Source organism: Pseudomonas subflava, assembly GCF_023823685.1.
In the GTDB taxonomy this organism is placed as follows: Bacteria; Pseudomonadota; Gammaproteobacteria; order Pseudomonadales; family Pseudomonadaceae; genus Aquipseudomonas; species Aquipseudomonas subflava.
In genome coordinates, this window is the sequence record NZ_JAMXBF010000011.1 from 258,299 (window position 1) to 275,357 (window position 17,059).

Below are 17,059 nucleotides of genomic sequence, written 5' to 3' on the forward strand. Positions count from 1 at the left end.
TCATGCACACCCTGTTTCGCCTGACGGCCGTGGCCGGTCTTTCCCTGCTGACGGCCTGCCAGGCCGTGAATACCACCAGCGGCGGTGCGGTGGGCGTGGAGCGCAAGCAGTACATGTTCAGCATGCTGTCCGCTCAGGAAGTCGACAGCATGTACGCCAAGGCCTATCAGCAGACGCTCAGCGAGGCGTCGAGCAAGGGCGTGCTGGATCGCAGCAGCAAGAACGCCAAGCGCGTCGACGCCATCGCCAAGCGCCTGATCGCCCAGGCCCCGGTATTCCGCCCGGACGCCGCGCAGTGGGACTGGCAGGTGAACCTGATCGATAGCGAGGAGCTCAACGCCAACTGCGGCCCGGGTGGCAAGATCATCGTCTACAGCGGCCTGATCGAGCAGCTGCAGCTGACCGACGCGGAGCTGGCCGCGGTGATGGGCCACGAGATCGCCCACGCCCTGCGCGAGCACAGCCGCGAGGCCATGTCCAAGGCCTACGGCACCCAGGTAGCGACCCAGGTGGGCTCGGCCCTGCTGGGCCTGGGCGAGGCCGGTCGGCAGATGGCCGATACCGGCGTGGAATACTTGATGACTCTGCCCAACAGCCGCTCCAACGAGAACGAGGCGGACATCATCGGTCTGGAGCTGTCGGCACGCGCCGGCTACGACCCGAACGCGGCGATCAGCCTGTGGCAGAAGATGAGCAAGGCCGGTGGCGGCGCGCCGCCGGAGTTCATGAGCACCCACCCGTCCTCTGGCAGTCGCATTGCGGCGCTGCAGGCGGCCATTCCCAAGGTGATGCCGCTCTACCAGCAGGCCAGGCAGTAACGACAACGGCGCCCACGGGCGCCGTTTTTTCGTATCAGGGCAGGGCTTTCTCGGCGAAGGGGCGGGTCTCCAGGCCGAGCTGGGCGCGGAAGCTCTCCATGTCGAACATGGTGCAGATCTCGCGGATGTCACCGTTCGGCGCCAGGGTCCAGAAGGCCATGGCCGAGATGCTCAGGATCTTGTCGCTGGGCGGATAGCCCAGGGCCGGCTTCTCGATGGTGCCGACCAGGGTGCTCCAGGTGACCACCTTGTCGCCTTCGGCGATGCAGTCCTCGACCACCACTTCCATGTCCGGCATGGCGCTGCGGATGTCCTGAACCATGCGCACGAACGCGGCGCTGCTCAGCGGGTGGCCGACGAACGAGCTCTTGTAGAGGAAGTCGGCACCGTGCATCTGCTCGGCGAGCGCCAGGCGACCCCGGTTCCAGGTCAGGTCGATGTGCTGGCGCACGCGTTTCTTCATTTCATCCAGCGTCATGTACTGCTCCTTTCGGCACTGGGATCGTTCACTGCGCAATTCGCTGCACAGATTACCAGTGCCCCAGGAGCAGCCACTCACCGTTTGTGCGCCAGTTCACGCCGCTCGGTCAGAGTCCGTCGACCAGCCCCAGCGCCTGGCAGGCGGCATACACGGCGAGCGCGGCGAAGGCCAGTGCGGCGATGCGGCGAATCAGCGCCAGCGGCAGGCGGTTGGCGGCGAAGTTGCCGGCCAGCACCACCGGCACGTTGGCGATCAGCATGCCCAGCGTGGTGCCGATGACCACCATCAGGAAGTCCGGGTACTGGGCCGCGAGCATCACCGTGGCGATCTGCGTCTTGTCGCCCATCTCGGCGAGGAAGAAGGCGATCAGCGTGGTGAGGAAGGGGCCGAAGCGCTTGAGATGGGAGGCCTCGTCGTCGTCCAGCTTGTCCGGAATCAGCGTCCACAGGGCCACCGCCGCGAAGCAGGCGGCGAGTATCCAGCTCAGCGCGGTCGGCGAGAAGAAGCCGGCGACCCAGTTGCCCACGGCGCCGGCGGCGAAGTGGTTGGCCAGGGTGGCGATGACGATGCCCCAGATGATCGGCCAGGGGCGACGGAAGCGGCAGGCCAGCAGCAGGGCGAGCAGCTGCGTCTTGTCGCCGATTTCGGCGAGGGCAACGATTCCGGTAGGGACGAGCAGGGATTCCAGCATCAGGCGTTCCTAAGGGGCGGGTTTGACTGTTCTATGACACGTACTACCTCCCCGCCCCGGGTGAGGTGTGCGTGTCATAGGTCTTGTCAAACCCAGGCCGCGCGGGCCTTGGGTCGCATGCGCCATGCTCTGCGGAGCAAGTGTGTTGACGCACGCCGGGTGAGCTGGCGCTCACGGGAGACTACTCCCCTAGGACGGCGCGCATTCTGCCCAAGCGAGCCGTCGGTGGCAACCCTCAGGGGCGAACGGCGCGGTAGATGCGAAAACCCTCGGCCTCGTTCAGCGTCTTGCACGGGCCCAGGTGCTGCTCGATCAGCGGCGGGTATTTGAGGAAGCTGTTGGCCACCAGACGCAGCTCGCCGCCCTTGATCAGATGACGGGCGGCCTGGCGCAGCAGGTGCTCGCTGGCCTGGTAGTCGGTGTGCACGCCGGTGTGGAAGGGCGGGTTGCTGACGATGGCGGCGAGGCCGGTGGGCGCCGCGTCGATGCCGTCGCCGGCGATCACCTCGGCGCCCAGGCCGTTGGCGGCCAGGGTCAGGCGGCTGCTCTCGACGGCGAAGGCGTCGACGTCGAGCAGGGTCAGCTGGCTCTGCGGATAGCGGCGCTTGAGCACGGAGCCGAGCACGCCGGCGCCACAGCCGAAGTCGAGCAGGTGACCTTGCGGCAGGCCGTCCAGCTGCTCCAGCAGCAGGGCGCTGCCGCGATCCAGGCGACCGTGGCTGAACACGCCGGGCAGGCTGAGCACTTGCAACGGGCCGTCTGCCAGATCCAGCTCGAAGCGTTGGGCCAGCGCATGTAGATCGGGAGCTGCGGGTGCGTTGTCCACCGTCACCTGCCACAGCTGGCAGTGGCGCGCGCTGTCCAGCTTGCGCGGCTTGCCATAGACGGCCAGTTGCTTGGCGGCGCGTTCGATGCCGCCGCGCTTCTCGCCGACCAGGTACAGCTCGCGGCCGGCCAGGCGCGCGGCCAGGGCCTGCAGCAGGTAGTCGGTGAGCTCGCGGGACTTGGGCAGGAACAGCACCGCGCTGTCGAAGGCGTGATCGGGCGCGCGGGTGCCGAAACGGCTGCGGCCGGCGAAGCGCGCCTTCAGGGCGTTCTGCTCGCCGGCATGCCAGCTCCAGCCCTGGGCGCGCGGCAGCTGGCCGAGCAGGTCGTCGGCGGGCAGGCCGGCGAGCAGCAGGTCGCCCTGGAACAGCTCGGCCTGGCGCAGCAGCACCTCGCTTCGTGGGTCCATGGCGATCTCCGGGCGAAAAGGGCGCGTAGTTTACCCGCTGACCACCCGGATGGGAGCGCCGGCGAAGAAGGCCGCGGCGTTCTCGGCCAGCTGGCCGATCATGCGCTGGCGCGACTCGCGGCTGCCCCAGGCGTTGTGCGGGGTGACGATCAGGCGCGGAATGTCCGGCGCCAGCAGCGGGTTGCCGTTACGCGGTGGTTCCTCGCTGAGCACGTCGAATGCGGCGCCGCCCAGCTGGCCGGCGCGCAGGGCGTCGGCCAGGGTCTGTTCGTCGACCAGGCCGCCACGCGCGGTGTTGACTAGCAATGCGTGTGGCTTCATCAGCGCCAGCTCGGCGGCGCCGATCAGGTTGCGGGTCTGCTCGGTCAGCGGGCAGTGCAGGGTCAGGGCGTCCACCTGCGGCAGCAGCTCGGCCAGCGGCAGGCGATCGGCGCGCGGCGGCCGGCCGGGCAGGGCGCCGAGCAGCACGCGCATGCCCAGAGCTTCGGCCAGGCGCGCCACGGCGCCGCCCAGCTCGCCATGGCCGAGCAGGCCGAGGGTCTTGCCCTCCAGCTCGACGATGGGGAAGTCCAGCAGGCAGAACTGGCTGGCGCGCTGCCAGGCGCCGTCGCGGATCGCGGCCTGGTAGTCCGGCAGGCGGGTGGCCAGGGCGAGCAGCAGCATCAGGGTGTGCTGGGCCACCGAGGCGGTGCCGTAGCCGCGGCAGTTGGCGACGGTGATGCCGTGCTCGCGGGCGGCGGCCAGGTCGACGTTGTTGGTGCCGGTGGCGGCCACCAGGATCAGCTTGAGCTCGGGGCACGCGGCCAGAGTGGCGGCGTCCAGGCGCACCTTGTTGCTGATCGCCACCTGAGCGCCGCGCAGCCGCTCGGCGGCCTGTTCGGCGGTTGACGCGTCATGCAGCACGAGTGCGCCGAACACCTGGCGCAGCGGGGCCAGGTCGAGATCGCCGAGGTCGAGGGAGGCGTGGTCGAGGAAGACCGCGCGAGGGCTGTTGCTCATCAGCTGTACCTGTTGCGAATACGGAGGACAGGCGTAAGGTTGCCAGCCTGTTTCCCCGATTCCCACCCCCCGGAGGTCGCATGTACTGGGCGGAATTTCTCACCGTGGCGCTGATCCACCTGCTGGCCGTAGCCAGCCCGGGGCCGGACTTCGCCATCGTCGTGCGCGAGAGCGTGGCCCATGGGCGCCGCGCCGGCACCTGGACGGCGCTGGGCGTGGGCACCGGCATCTTCGTCCATGTGGCCTATTCGCTGCTGGGGATCGGCCTGATCGTGTCGCAGTCGATCATGCTGTTCAATGCGCTGAAGTGGCTGGCGGCGGCCTACCTGTTCTACATCGGCATCAAGGCCCTGCGTGCCAAGCCGGCGGCGCCGGGCAGCCTAGAGGTGGCCGGTGACGGCGTCGAGCGCTCGCCGCGCGGCGCCTTCATGACCGGTTTCGTCACCAACGGCCTGAACCCCAAGGCCACGCTGTTCTTCCTCTCGCTGTTCACCGTAGTGATCAATCCGCACACGCCGCTGGCGGTGCAGGCCGGTTACGGGGTGTACCTGGCCTTCGCCACGGCGATCTGGTTCTGCCTGGTGGCGCTGCTGTTCAGCCAGCGCCGGGTGCGCGCCGGTTTCGCGCGCATGGGCCACTGGTTCGACCGGCTGATGGGGGCGGTGCTGGTGGGGCTGGGGATCAAGCTGGCCTTTACCGAGTTGCGATAAACAGTCGTCCATGAAAAAGCCCCGCCTAGGCGGGGCTTTTCATTTGCGCGCCGGTTACAGCAGCTCGATGGCCACGGCAGTGGCTTCGCCGCCGCCGATGCACAGCGAGGCCACGCCGCGCTTGCCGCCCTTGTTACGCAGGGCGTTGATCAGGGTAACGATCAGGCGCGAACCGGTGGAGCCGACCGGATGGCCCTGGGCGCAGGCGCCGCCGTAGACGTTGACCTTGGCGTGGTCCAGGCCATGCTCACGCATGGCCAGCATGGTGACCATGGCGAAGGCTTCGTTGATCTCGTACAGGTCGACGTCGTCCTTGCTCCAGCCGGTCTTCTTGAGCAGGTTGCTCATGGCGCCGATCGGCGCGAGGGTGAACTCGCTCGGGTCCTGGCTCTGGGTGGCGTGGGCGACGATCCTGGCCAGCGGCTTGAGACCGCGTTTGGCGGCTTCCTCGGCCGTCATCAGGACCAGGGCGCTGGCGCCGTCGGAGATCGAGCTGGCGTTGGCGGCGGTGATGGTGCCGTCCTTCTTGAACGCCGGCTTGAGGCCGGGGATCTTGTCCAGGTTGGCGGTCAGCGGCTGCTCGTCATCCTTCACCACGACCTCGCCCTTGCGGCTGGTGACGGTGACCGGAACGATCTCGCTGGCCAGCTCGCCGCTCTGGATGGCGGCCTGGGCGCGCTTGAGCGACTCGATGGCGTAGGCGTCCATCTCCTCGCGGGTGATGCCGTACTTGTCTGCGGTTTCCTGGGCGAAGGAGCCCATCAGACGGCCGGTGCGGGCGTCTTCCAGGCCGTCAAAGAACATGTGGTCCTTGATTTCGCCATGGCCCATGCGCAGGCCGGTGCGGGCTTTCTCGATGATGTAGGGCGCGTTAGACATGCTCTCCATGCCGCCGGCGACCATCACTTCGTTGCTGCCGGCCTTGAGCGCGTCGAATGCCTGCATCACGGCCTTCATGCCCGAGCCACAGAGCTTGTTGATGGTGGTGCAGCCGGTGGCGGACGGCAGGCCGGCATTCAGCGAGGCCTGCCGCGCAGGGCCCTGCTTGAGACCGGCGGGCAGCACGCAGCCCATGATCACTTCCTGCACATCGGCCGGCGCGATGCCGGCACGGACCACGGCCTCGCGGATGGCGGCGGCGCCCAGCTCCACGGCCGGAACGCTGGACAGGCTGCCCTGGAAGCCGCCCATGGGGGTGCGGGCGCCGCTGACGATGACGATATCGGACATCGGTGTTACCTCTGGAGAGTGAAGCCGGAACGGCAGGTATGAGCCGATTCTACTGCGTGACCAAAAGTGGCCAAAGGGTCACGCGAAAATCATTCTTTGGGTTGATTAAGTCCGGGCCAGAGCGGCTCTAGATTGGCGGCGAAGAAAAAATCCAAGAACAGGTTACCGCCATGCTGAAGACCCGCGTCATCCCGCCAACCGAAAACGCCAACCAGGCTCCGCTGCTGATCAAGCGCCTGCTGCTCTCCGGCAGCCGTTACGAGAAGACCCGCGAGATCGTCTACCGCGACCAGATGCGCTACAGCTACGCCACCTTCAACGAGCGCGTGGCGCGCCTGGCTAACGTGCTGAGCGAGGCGGGCGTGAAGGCCGGTGACACCGTGGCGGTGATGGACTGGGACAGCCACCGGTACCTGGAATGCATGTTCGCCATCCCGATGATCGGTGCGGTGCTGCACACCATCAATATCCGCCTGTCCGCCGACCAGATCCTCTACACCATGAACCACGCCGAGGACCGCTTCGTGCTGGTCAACAGCGAGTTCGTGCCGCTCTACAAGAGCATCGAGGCCCAGCTGACCACGGTGCAGAAGACCCTCCTGCTCACCGACGGCCCGGAAAAGACCGCCGGGCTGCCCGATCTGGTGGGCGAGTACGAGAGCCTGCTGGCCGCGGCGAGCACCCGCTACGACTTCGAGGACTTCGACGAGAATTCGGTGGCCACCACCTTCTACACCACCGGTACGACCGGCAATCCTAAGGGCGTCTACTTCACCCATCGCCAGCTGGTGCTGCACACCTTGGCCGAGGCCAGCGTGCTGGGCAGCCTGGACAGCGTGCGCCTGCTCGGTACCGACGACGTGTACATGCCGATCACCCCGATGTTCCACGTTCACGCGTGGGGCATTCCCTACGTCGCCACCATGATGGGGGTCAAGCAGGTCTACCCGGGCCGCTACGAGCCGGACATGCTGTGCCGACTGATCCGTGAGGAAAAGGTGACCTTCTCCCACTGCGTGCCGACCATCCTGCAGATGATGCTCAACGCGCCCGGGGCCCAGGGCTACGACTTCGGCGGCCTCAAGGTGATCATTGGTGGCAGCGCGCTCAACCGCGCCCTGTACGAGGCGTCGAAGGCGCGCGGCATCCAGCTCACGGCCGCCTATGGGATGTCCGAAACCTGTCCGCTGATCTCCTGTGCGCACATCAACGAGGAGCTCAAGGCCGGCAGCGAGGACGAGCGTGTCACCTACCGGATCAAGGCCGGCGTGCCGGTGCCGCTGGTCGAGGCCGCGTTGATGGGGCTGGACGGCCAGCTGCTGCCAGCCGACGGCGAGACCCAGGGCGAGCTGGTGCTGCGCGCGCCCTGGCTGACCATGGGATACTTCAACGAGCCGCAGAAGAGCGCCGAGTTGTGGGAGCGCGGCTGGCTGCACACCGGCGACGTCGCCACTCTGGACGACTTCGGCTACATCGATATCCGCGACCGCATCAAGGACGTGATCAAGACCGGCGGCGAATGGCTGTCTTCCCTGGAACTGGAGGACCTGATCAGTCGCCACCCGGCCGTACGCGAAGTGGCGGTGGTCGGCATTCCCGACCCGCAGTGGGGAGAGCGACCCTTTGCCCTGCTGGTTCTGCGTGAGGGGCAGAACCTGGATGCCAAGGTGCTCAAGGAACACCTCAAGCCCTATGTCGAGCAAGGCTGCATCAACAAGTGGGCCATACCCAGTCAGATCGCGGTTGTTACCGATATTCCCAAAACCAGTGTGGGTAAGCTGGACAAGAAACGAATTCGTCTGGACATCGCCCAGTGGCAGGCGGCGGGCAGTGCATTTCTGTCTACGCTCTGAGCCCTGAAGGCGGGGGCGGGGCGCTTTTGGCGACTCGTCCGAGCAAACGCTTGGCTTGTAAATTGCTGTCGCGAGAAGAATCCGGCCGGCTCGCATCGCGTGACCGGCCGGTCTAGAGAGGCCGGGGGCAGGAAATCACACTTTAGGGGGATCAAGCCTAGGGGGGTGGTAGCTATAGTCCGCGGCATCCATAACAAAAAACACATGGAGTAGCGTCGATGACAATCACCCAACCGTTCTGGCGTCTGGCCAAACTGCCTCTGGCAGTCAGCCTTGCCTCAACCCTCGCTGCCCCGGCTTTCGGTGTCACCTTCAATATCGGTGAGATCGAGGGTCAGCTCGATTCCTCTCTGTCCGTTGGTGCCAGCTGGTCGGTGCGTAGCGCCGATCCGGATCTGATCGGGGTCAATAATGGCGGCGATGGCCTGTCCCAGACCTCCGACGATGGCCACATGAACTTCAAGAAGGGCGAGACCTTCTCGAAGATCTTTAAGGGCATCCACGATCTGGAGCTGAAGTACGGCGATACCGGTGTGTTCGTTCGTGGCAAGTACTGGTACGACTTCGAACTGAAGGATGAGCACCGCGAATTTAAGGACATCGACGACCACAATCGCAAAGAAGGCGCCCAGTCTTCCGGTGCGGAAATTCTCGACGCCTTCGTTTACCACAACTACTCCATGCTGGAGCAGCCGGGTAGCGTCCGTCTCGGCAAGCAGGTGGTGAGCTGGGGTGAAAGTACCTTCATCCTGAACAGCATCAACTCGATCAACCCAGTAGACGTGTCGGCGTTTCGTCGCCCTGGTGCCGAAATCAAGGAAGGCCTGATTCCGGTCAACATGTTCTATGTGTCCCAGAGCCTGACCGACAACCTGTCGGCCGAAGCCTTCTACCAGCTCGAGTGGGATCAGACCGTAGTCGACAACTGCGGCACCTTCTTCTCCCAGGCCGACATCGTCGCCGACGGCTGCGACCAGAATCTGGCTGTGTTGAGCAACGATCCGGCGTCCATCGCCCTCGTCAACTCGTTCCTTGCTCCAGCCGGCTTCGGTATCGAAAGCTCTCCCTGGAACGAGGGCATCGTGGTTCGCCGTGGCGGCGACCGTGACGCTCGCGACGGCGGCCAGTTCGGCCTCGCTCTGCGCTATTTCTCCGAGCCGCTGGATACCGAGTTCGGCGCCTACTTCATGAACTACCACAGCCGTACTCCGGTGTTCAGTGGTGGCGGTCCTTCCCAGGCTGCGGTAGACGCGATCAATACCGTTGCCACTGGCGCGGCTGGTCTGGTCGGTACTTCGACTGCGGCGCGCTTGGCCGCGGCTGGCATGGCGGGTAACGGCAGCTACTTCCTCGAGTATCCCGAGGACATCCGTCTCTACGGTGTGAGCTTCTCGACCACCCTGCCCACCGGGACCGCCTGGTCCGGCGAGCTGAGCTATCGTCCGAACGCGCCGGTGCAGCTGAACACCACCGATATCCTTTACGCCGGTTTGGCGCCGATCAGCGTGGGTGGTATTCCGGTCTACGCCAACGCCTCGCTGCTGGACGGTCAGGCCGACAGCGATCTGCATGGCTACCGCCGCAAGGAAATCACCCAGTTCCAGACTACCTTCACCCACTTCTTCGATCAGGTCATGGGCGCATCGCGTCTGACCTTGGTCGGTGAAGTCGGCGTGGTCCATGTCGGTGGTCTGGAAAACAGCAGTGAAGTTCGCTATGGGCGCGATCCGATTTATGGCCCTGGCGCACTGCCTGGCACCCTCAGCGGCCTGCCGACCTGTGTCGCCCTGAACGCCGGCACCCTCGGCAGCCCCACCGCAGAGAATGTCAGCAAGCATTGCAACGATGACGGTTTCGTCACGTCGACCTCTTGGGGCTACCGCGCTCGCGCCATCTGGGACTACCCGGACGTGTTCGCTGGTGTGAACCTGCGCCCGAGCGTTGCCTGGTCGCATGACGTGGACGGCTACGGTCCGAACAACCTGTTCACCGAGGACTCCAAAGCCGTAAGCCTTGGTCTGGAGGCCGAGTACCAGAACACCTACACCGCGAACCTGTCCTACACCGATTTCTTCGGTGGCGATTACAACACCTCGGTTGACCGCGACTTCGTGGCACTGAGCTTTGGCGCCAGCTTCTAAGCGAGACCAGGATCTCTGAGGAATACACATGCAAATGAAAACAACAAAGTACATGCTGCAATCCGGTGTTCTGGCCCTGTCGATGCTGGCCACTAGCGTAATGGCTGCCGTTTCTGCCGATGAGGCTGCCAAGCTCGGCACCACGCTGACCCCGGTCGGCGCCGAGAAGGCCGGCAACGCCGATGGCTCGATTCCCGAGTGGACCGGCGGTCTGCCGAAGGACGCAGGCACCGTGGACGACAAGGGCTTCCTGTCGAACCCGTTCGCCAGCGAAAAGCCGCTGTTCACCATCACCGCGCAGAACGTCGATCAGTACAAGGACAAGCTGACCCCCGGCCAGCTGGCGATGTTCAAGCGCTATCCGGAAACCTTCAAGATGCCGGTGTACACCACGCACCGCTCTGCGAACCTGCCGCAGAACGTGCTGGACGACACCAAGCAGAACGCCACCAATGCCAAGCTGGTAGAGGGCGGCAACGGTCTGGAGAACTTCAAGACCGCCAACCCGTTCCCGATTCCGCAGAACGGCCTGGAAGTGGTCTGGAACCAGATCACCCGCTACCGCGGCGGCAGCGTGAGCCGTCTGGTGACCCAGGCTACTCCTCAGGCCAACGGCTCGTTCAGCCTGGTGTACTTCCAGGATGAGTTCGTCTTCCCGACCAGCCTGACCGACTACGATCCGAGCAAGTCGAGCAACATCCTGTTCTACTTCAAGCAGCGTGTAACCGCTCCGGCGCGTCTGGCCGGTAACGTGCTGCTGGTCCACGAGACCCTGAACCAGGTGAAGGAGCCGCGTCTGGCATGGCTGTACAACGCCGGCCAGCGTCGTGTTCGCCGTGCACCGCAGGTGTCCTACGACGGCCCGGGTACCGCTGCCGATGGACTGCGTACTTCCGACAACCTGGACATGTACAACGGTGCTCCGGATCGCTACGACTGGAAGCTGAATGGCAAGAAGGAGATCTACATTCCGTACAACTCCTACGACCTCGACTCGCCGAAGCTGAAGTACGACGAGATCATCAAGGCTGGCCACATCAACCAGGATCTGGCTCGCTACGAGCTGCACCGCGTCTGGCACGTGACCGCGACCCTGAAGGCCGGCGAGCGTCACATCTATGCCAAGCGTGACATGTACATCGACGAGGACACCTGGCAAGCCGCCGTCATCGATCACTACGATGGCCGTGGTTCCCTGTGGCGCGTCGCCGAGGCTCACTCCCAGTACTACTACGACAAGCAGGTACCGTGGTACACCCTGGAAACCCTCTACGACGTGATCTCCGGTCGTTACCTGGCCCTTGGCATGAAGAACGAGGAGAAGAAGGCCTACGACTTCGGTTACAAGGCCGCTACCACCGACTTCACCCCGGCTGCCCTGCGTCAGGCCGGCGTGCGTTAAGTCCTCCGCGTCATCGAAGAAGCCGGCCTTGTGCCGGCTTTTTTGTTTGTGGTCGTGTGCGGACTTCAAATGCGGGGCTCGACGGGATAGGCTGCGGGTCAGTTCACACTCTGCCAAGACCGATTCCTTGACCGATCTCTCCCGCTCGTCCGGTGCGTCCAGCCTTTTGCCGTCCACGGCGGAGGCGCGTTTCTTCAGGCCTCCACTACCCGCCGGCCACGTGCGCCGGCCGCGTCTGTGCGAGCGGCTGGAGGTGGGCATGGACGGGCGCCTGTTGCTGGTCTGCGCGCCGGCCGGGTTCGGCAAGAGTTCGCTGGCCGTGGAGTTCTGCGAGCGGTTGCCGGTCGACTGGCGCAGCCTGTGGCTCGGCCTCAGTCGTCGCGATGGCGATCCCGGGCGCTTTCTCGAACGCTTGCTGGAAGGGCTGCGGCAGCACTTCCCGCGGATAGGCGATGAGGCGCTGGGCCTGTTGAAGATGCGCCAGCGCCACCAGCCCTTCGCCTTCGAGGAGTGGCTGGACGGCCTGCTCGACGAACTGGGCGAGCGTCTCGACCCCGACAATCCGCTGCTGCTGGTGCTGGACGACTACCACCTGGCCCAGGGCGCAGTGCTCGACCGTTGCCTGCAGTTCTTCCTCAACCATCTGCCGGCCGGCATGCTGGTGCTGGTGACCAGTCGCCAGCGCCCCGACTGGCACCTGGCGCGCCTGCGCCTGTCACGCCAGCTGCTGGAACTACAGGAGCAGGATCTGCGCCTGACCCTGGAGGAGACCCGCGAGCTGATCTCGGCGCAGGGCGCCGAGCTGCCCGGCGAGGCGCTGGACAACCTGTTGCAGCGCAGCGAGGGCTGGGTCGCCGGCCTGCGCCTGTGGCTGCTCACCGCCGGCGAGGACGAGCGCGGCCCGCACGGCGCCCAGGGCATGATCCGTGACTACCTGCTGGAAGAAGTCATCGAGCGGCAGCCGGCAGAAGTCCAAGCGTTTCTCTGCGACACCGCCTGCCTCGAGCGCTTCTGTGCCGAACTCTGCGACGCCGTACGCGACAGCCACGACAGCGCCGCCATCCTCCAGCATCTGCAGGCGCATCAGGTCTTCCTGGTTCCGCTCGACGAGCAGGGGCGCTGGTTCCGCTATCACCATCTGTTCTCCGACCTGCTGCGGACCACCCCCGGCAACCAGCTGACCCAACCCCTGGCGCGCCTGCACCTGCGCGCCTGCCGCTGGTTCAGCGGGCAGGGCCTGCTGGACGAAGCGGTCGAGCAGGCCCTGCGTGCCGGCCAGCCGGATGTGGCGGCCAGTCTGGTACAGAATTTCTCCGAGGAGCACCTGCTGGCCGAGCAGAACGTCGCCATGCTGCTGCGCTGGAAGATGGACCTGCCGGACAGCCTGCTGACCAGCACGCCACGGCTGATCCTGCTGTACAGCTGGGCGCTCGCCCTGGCCTGCCAGCTCGATGCGGCGGAGGACCTGGCCAACCATCTGGTGCGTTTCTTGCCGGCGCCCTGTGCCTCCGAGCAGCAGTCGCTGCTCGCCCAGTGGCTGGCGATCAGCGGTGTCATCGCCCGTGGTCGTGGCGACAGCCACCACGCCGAACTCTATTGCGCGCAGGCCCTGGCCGGCATGCCGAGCCAGCACTACGGGTCGCGCCTGTTGTGCCTGTCGACCCTGGCCAACCTGGCGGTGGTGCGCGGCGACCTGTGGCGCGCCCGCGGTCTCAACCGCGAGGCTCTGGAGCTGGCCCAGCGCCACGGCAATCCGCTGTTCGAAGCCTTCTGTCACTACGACCGCGGCCGCGTGCTGCTGGCCCGTGGCGAGATCGTGCGGGCACTGGAGGAGGTCCGGGCCGGCCTGGAGCGCCTGCGCGGCCTGTCCAACCAGCGCGTCTACGCCGTGCGCGCGCGGCTGACCCTGTACGAAGGCGTGTTGCTGGCCTTGCGCCTGCGTCCCGAAGAAGCGAGTGCGCGGCTTCGGGCCGGCATCGCCGAAGCGCGTGCCTGCCGGGACATCAGCCTGCTGGTGGGCTATTGCATCCTCGCCAGCCAGGAGGGGCGGTTGGGCCGGCTCAACGAGGCCTTTGCACTGCTGGCCGAGGCCGAGCGGCTGATGCATGTTTGGGACGTGCCGCCGGTGTATTACCTGGCGATGATCACCGTGACCAAGTGCGAGCTGTGGCTCGGCCAGGGGCAGATCGATCTGGCCAATGCCTGGTTGTTGCGCCTGGCCGAAACCTACGGCGGTGAGCAATCGGCCGCGGCGCCGGAATTCCATCCGCAGCTTCCACTGCACATCGAAATGCAGCGCGCCGCCCTGGAGCGTCGCCTGGGACAGCCGGAGGCCGCCGAGCGGCGCCTGCGTGCGCTGGTCCAGCGGGCCCAGGTGCAGGGTGGACAGTTGCTGGGTGCGTTCGCCCAGGTCCAGCTTGCCCTGCTGCTCTATGTGTCGGGGCGCGAGCGAGAGGCGCAGCAACAGTTGCTGGCCGGGCTGGAGGCTGCGGGGGGCGGCGCCTTGCTGCCGTTTCACGAACTGCTCGCGCACCAGCCCGACTGGCTGCGGGTGCAGTTGCAGACGGCGCCGGACACGCCTCTGGGCGAGGCGCTGCGCCGTTGCCTGCCGTGCGAGATCGAAACCGAATCAACGCCCGTCGCTGCGGCCGAGGCGCTGAGCACCCGCGAACTGGCGGTGCTGCGGCTGATCGCCCTCGGCTGTTCAAATCAGGAGATCAGCGAGCGGCTGTTCATCTCCCTGCACACGGTCAAGACCCACGCACGCCACATCAACAGCAAGCTCGGCGTCGAGCGCCGCACCCAGGCCGTGGCGCGAGCCAAGGGCCTGGGGCTGATCAGCTGACTTCGACCGGATCGAACTCGCGGCGGCGTTCGAGGATCACTTGCAGGTTGTCGTGCTGCCAGGGATGGAAATCGGCGCGATAGAAGTCGAAGTAGGCCCGTACCAGCGGGCGCAGAATGCCGCGGCTGCCCCACAGCCAGGCCAGGCCGTCGCGCCACACGCGCCAGTTCCACAGCAGACCGTCGCGGCGCAGCATGTGCACCAGGCCCTTGAAGGTGTCCAGGGTGAAGAAGAAGGTGCTCTGCAGCATGGCGCGACGACGGATCCACACCTTGCCGCAGACCTGCTGATAGAGGTCGAAGGCCACCGCCTTGTGCTCGCTCTCCTCCAGCGCGTGCCAGCGCCACAGGCGTGCCATGTCCGGGTCGGCGCCCTCCAGCCACTCCGGGTTCTGCAGGATGGCATCGGCCATGATCGCGGTCAGGTGCTCCACCGCCGTGGTCGCCGCCAGGTGCGCCTTGGGCGGCAGGTGCTTGCGCACGAAAGCCAGGCGCTTCTTCAGTCGACGTTCCAGGTAGTCCAGGTCGTAACCCGTCTCGCGCAGGGCATCGCTGTAGTGCTGGTGCTCGCGACTGTGGTGCGCCTCCTGGCCGATGAAACCGCGGATCTGCGCCTGCTGCTGCGGGTCGGTGACCTGGTCGCGGTAAGCGCGCACCGAGTCGATGAAGAAGCGCTCGCCGTCCGGGAACAGCAGCGACATGGCATCGAAGAAATGACTCTTGAAGGCGTCGCCGCCATGCCAGTGACGGCGCCACGGCGAGGGCAGGGCGAATTCCGGCTGGCGCGGCTTGATGGTCAGTTGGTGCGGGGTCGAGCAGTGCATGCGGCCTCCCATCTTGTTGTTATCCATGGGCCGGACTATGGGTTGTGGGCTTTGCGTGGACAAGGTTATCTTCAGCCATGTTTCGGGTCATATCCGGCCACAGCCCCTCCGGTTCGAGCAGATGAGCAAACCCCTGACCCTGAGTTCCGAGCTGGTCCCGGTCACCTACGCCGAGGCGCTGCTGGAGCTGGCCGGCGAATATGGCGTCGGGCGCGAGCAGCTGCTGGGCAGCGCCGGCTTCAACGCGAAGCTGTTGCAGAGCCCGACCGGCCGGCTGTCCTTCACCGATTTCCACCGGCTCGCCGGTTCCGCGTTGCTATTGTGCGATGAGCCGGCGCTGGGGCTGCTGCTGGGGCTGCGCCTCAACGCCTCGGCCCACGGCATTCTCGGTTACGCGTTGCTGTCCAGCGCCAATCTGGGCAAGGCCGTGCACTTTGCGCTGAAGTACTACCGGGTGCTGGGGCTGACCTTCGAGCTGGAGCTGGTGGACAATCCCGATTCGCTCGAGCTGCGCGCCAGCGAATCGATCCCGCTGGGTGGCTTCGGCCGTTTCGCCGCCGAGGGGTTGTTCGGCAGCCTGTTCGCCATCGCCGAGTTCCTGCTGGGCGAGGCGCCCCAAGGTGTGGAAATCGGCTTCGCTCACAGGCGGCCGGAGCATGCTTCGCGCTACCGCGAGGCCTTCGGCGTCGATGCGCTCTTCGAGCAGCCCTGGCACTGGTTCCGCCTGCCGCGCCGTTACCTGGATCGCCCCATGGCCCTGGCCAACCCGGCCACGATGCAGATGTGCGAGCGGCAGTGCGAAGCGCTGCTGGCCAGCCTGGATGTGCAGGAGGGGCTGCTCAGCCGCCTGCGCCGCCTGCTGCTGGCTCGGCCCGGCGACTTCCCCAATCTGGACAGCGCGGCCAGCGCCCTGCACACCAGCGGCCGCAGCCTGCGTCGTCACCTGGCGGCGGCCGGCACCAGCTACCAGCAGGTGCTCGACGAGGTGCGCAAGCGCCTGGCCCTGCAGTACCTGGAAACCACCCACCTGCCGCTGTTCGAGATCGCCCTGCTGCTGGGCTTCAGCGACCCGTCCAACTTCCGCCGCGCATTCCGCAAATGGACGGGCAAGGCGCCCACCGATTATCGTGCGCGGCCCGTGACGCCCGAGGAGATTTTCGATGACCGATAGCCCGCAACCCAGCCTGATCCGCGAGACCTTCCCGGTAGGGCCTTTACAGTGCAACTGCACCATCATCGGCGATCCCGTGAGCAAGAAGGCCATCGTGGTCGACCCGGGCGGCGATCCCGAGCTGATCATGGCGCGGCTGGATAAGCATGGCCTCAAGGTGGTCAGCATCATCCACACCCATGCGCACCTTGATCACTTCCTCGCCTCCGGGCAGATGAAGGAGAAGACCGGCGCGACGCTGCACCTGCACAAGGACGATCAGTTCCTCTGGGACAACCTGGAGATGCAATGCCAGATGTTCGGCGTGCCCTACACCCCAGTGCCGGCGCCCGACCAGTGGCTGGCCGACGACGAGGCGCTGGCCTGCGGCTGCGGCGTGGCGCTGCACACGCCGGGACATACGCCGGGCTCCACCAGTTTCTGGTTTCCCGAGGCCAAGCTGCTGATCGCCGGCGACACCCTGTTCCGCCGTGGCATCGGTCGTACCGATCTGTGGGGCGGCGACTACGCCACCATCGAGCGCTCGATTCGCCGCCTCTACACCCTCGACGAAGACGCCACAGTGGTCACCGGTCACGGGCCGGATACCCGTCTGGGCGACGAGATGCGCGAAAATCCGTTCATTCGCGCCTGAGCGGGAATCTTGCACAGCCGTTGCGCT

General features: G+C 65.9%; 14 protein-coding genes and 1 riboswitch. Of the genes, 8 read left to right on the forward strand and 6 right to left on the reverse strand.

Going from position 1 to position 17,059, the window contains the following annotated elements:
• The first annotated feature begins 2 nt into the window (after positions 1-2).
• The gene (locus NF616_RS16635) at positions 3-818 is read left to right on the forward strand and encodes a M48 family metallopeptidase (RefSeq protein ID WP_252274411.1); all 816 of its coding nucleotides are present in this window, start codon (positions 3-5) and stop codon (positions 816-818) included.
• 34 nt (positions 819-852) lie between these two features.
• Here the strand turns inward: NF616_RS16635 and NF616_RS16640 are convergent, their stop codons facing one another.
• The 4 genes from NF616_RS16640 to NF616_RS16655 form a co-directional block, all read right to left on the reverse strand.
• On the reverse strand, positions 853-1,296 hold the full coding sequence (locus NF616_RS16640) for an ester cyclase (RefSeq protein WP_252274412.1): 444 nt from the start codon (positions 1,294-1,296) through the stop codon (positions 853-855).
• 109 nt (positions 1,297-1,405) lie between these two features.
• Positions 1,406-1,987 (reverse strand): TMEM165/GDT1 family protein, encoded by a 582-nt coding sequence (locus NF616_RS16645; protein ID WP_252274534.1) that lies wholly within the window; start codon positions 1,985-1,987, stop codon positions 1,406-1,408.
• Positions 1,988-2,078: 91 nt separating this feature from the next.
• A riboswitch (yybP-ykoY riboswitch) is annotated at positions 2,079-2,192 on the reverse strand.
• Between the two features lie 33 nt (positions 2,193-2,225).
• On the reverse strand, positions 2,226-3,224 hold the full coding sequence (locus NF616_RS16650; protein ID WP_252274413.1) for a methyltransferase: 999 nt from the start codon (positions 3,222-3,224) through the stop codon (positions 2,226-2,228).
• Between the two features lie 30 nt (positions 3,225-3,254).
• Positions 3,255-4,223 carry a 2-hydroxyacid dehydrogenase gene (locus NF616_RS16655; RefSeq protein ID WP_252274414.1) on the reverse strand — a complete coding sequence of 323 codons (969 nt, stop codon included), beginning with the start codon at positions 4,221-4,223 and terminating at the stop codon, positions 3,255-3,257.
• An 80-nt stretch (positions 4,224-4,303) separates the two neighbouring features.
• Here NF616_RS16655 and NF616_RS16660 point away from each other — a divergent pair, with 80 nt between their 5' ends.
• Positions 4,304-4,933 carry a LysE family transporter gene (locus NF616_RS16660; RefSeq protein ID WP_252274415.1) on the forward strand — a complete coding sequence of 210 codons (630 nt, stop codon included), beginning with the start codon at positions 4,304-4,306 and terminating at the stop codon, positions 4,931-4,933.
• Positions 4,934-4,987: 54 nt separating this feature from the next.
• On the opposite strand, the gene NF616_RS16665 is transcribed toward NF616_RS16660, so the two are convergent.
• Complete coding sequence (locus NF616_RS16665) at positions 4,988-6,163, reverse strand: thiolase family protein (RefSeq protein WP_252274416.1); 1,176 nt, start codon at positions 6,161-6,163, stop codon at positions 4,988-4,990.
• Between the two features lie 170 nt (positions 6,164-6,333).
• On the opposite strand from NF616_RS16665, the gene NF616_RS16670 reads away from it, so the two are divergent.
• The 4 genes from NF616_RS16670 to NF616_RS16685 all read left to right on the forward strand — a co-directional run bounded on the left by NF616_RS16670 (position 6,334) and on the right by NF616_RS16685 (position 14,404).
• Positions 6,334-8,016, forward strand: a complete 1,683-nt coding sequence (locus NF616_RS16670) for a fatty acid--CoA ligase (RefSeq protein WP_252274417.1) — start codon at positions 6,334-6,336, stop codon at positions 8,014-8,016.
• 218 nt (positions 8,017-8,234) lie between these two features.
• Positions 8,235-10,157 (forward strand): DUF1302 domain-containing protein, encoded by a 1,923-nt coding sequence (locus tag NF616_RS16675; RefSeq protein WP_252274418.1) that lies wholly within the window; start codon positions 8,235-8,237, stop codon positions 10,155-10,157.
• Positions 10,158-10,191: 34 nt separating this feature from the next.
• Positions 10,192-11,559 (forward strand): DUF1329 domain-containing protein, encoded by a 1,368-nt coding sequence (locus NF616_RS16680; RefSeq protein WP_252274536.1) that lies wholly within the window; start codon positions 10,192-10,194, stop codon positions 11,557-11,559.
• Between the two features lie 127 nt (positions 11,560-11,686).
• Complete coding sequence (locus NF616_RS16685) at positions 11,687-14,404, forward strand: winged helix-turn-helix domain-containing protein (protein WP_252274419.1); 2,718 nt, start codon at positions 11,687-11,689, stop codon at positions 14,402-14,404.
• On the opposite strand, the gene NF616_RS16690 is transcribed toward NF616_RS16685, so the two are convergent.
• Positions 14,397-15,227: a metal-dependent hydrolase gene (locus NF616_RS16690; protein WP_252274537.1), complete on the reverse strand. Its 831-nt coding sequence runs from the start codon at positions 15,225-15,227 to the stop codon at positions 14,397-14,399. The two genes, NF616_RS16685 and NF616_RS16690, sit on opposite strands and share 8 nt — an antisense overlap.
• A 121-nt stretch (positions 15,228-15,348) precedes the next feature.
• Between NF616_RS16690 and NF616_RS16695 the strand changes: the two genes are divergently transcribed.
• Positions 15,349-16,398: an AraC family transcriptional regulator gene (locus tag NF616_RS16695; protein ID WP_252274420.1), complete on the forward strand. Its 1,050-nt coding sequence runs from the start codon at positions 15,349-15,351 to the stop codon at positions 16,396-16,398.
• Complete coding sequence (locus NF616_RS16700) at positions 16,388-17,032, forward strand: MBL fold metallo-hydrolase (protein ID WP_252274421.1); 645 nt, start codon at positions 16,388-16,390, stop codon at positions 17,030-17,032. Before NF616_RS16695 ends, NF616_RS16700 begins: the two co-directional genes overlap by 11 nt.
• Positions 17,033-17,059: the final 27 nt, after the last annotated feature.

Coding starts and splice junctions, on each gene's coding strand:
- NF616_RS16650 (WP_252274413.1), bottom strand. CDS start 3,224: ATGGACCCACGAAGCGAGGTGCTGCTGCGCCAGGCCGAGCTGTTCCAG.
- NF616_RS16680 (WP_252274536.1), top strand. CDS start 10,192: ATGAAAACAACAAAGTACATGCTGCAATCCGGTGTTCTGGCCCTGTCG.
- NF616_RS16695 (WP_252274420.1), top strand. CDS start 15,349: ATGAGCAAACCCCTGACCCTGAGTTCCGAGCTGGTCCCGGTCACCTAC.
- NF616_RS16675 (WP_252274418.1), top strand. CDS start 8,235: ATGACAATCACCCAACCGTTCTGGCGTCTGGCCAAACTGCCTCTGGCA.
- NF616_RS16640 (WP_252274412.1), bottom strand. CDS start 1,296: ATGACGCTGGATGAAATGAAGAAACGCGTGCGCCAGCACATCGACCTG.
- NF616_RS16700 (WP_252274421.1), top strand. CDS start 16,388: ATGACCGATAGCCCGCAACCCAGCCTGATCCGCGAGACCTTCCCGGTA.
- NF616_RS16635 (WP_252274411.1), top strand. CDS start 3: ATGCACACCCTGTTTCGCCTGACGGCCGTGGCCGGTCTTTCCCTGCTG.
- NF616_RS16690 (WP_252274537.1), bottom strand. CDS start 15,227: ATGCACTGCTCGACCCCGCACCAACTGACCATCAAGCCGCGCCAGCCG.
- NF616_RS16660 (WP_252274415.1), top strand. CDS start 4,304: ATGTACTGGGCGGAATTTCTCACCGTGGCGCTGATCCACCTGCTGGCC.
- NF616_RS16670 (WP_252274417.1), top strand. CDS start 6,334: ATGCTGAAGACCCGCGTCATCCCGCCAACCGAAAACGCCAACCAGGCT.
- NF616_RS16655 (WP_252274414.1), bottom strand. CDS start 4,223: ATGAGCAACAGCCCTCGCGCGGTCTTCCTCGACCACGCCTCCCTCGAC.
- NF616_RS16665 (WP_252274416.1), bottom strand. CDS start 6,163: ATGTCCGATATCGTCATCGTCAGCGGCGCCCGCACCCCCATGGGCGGC.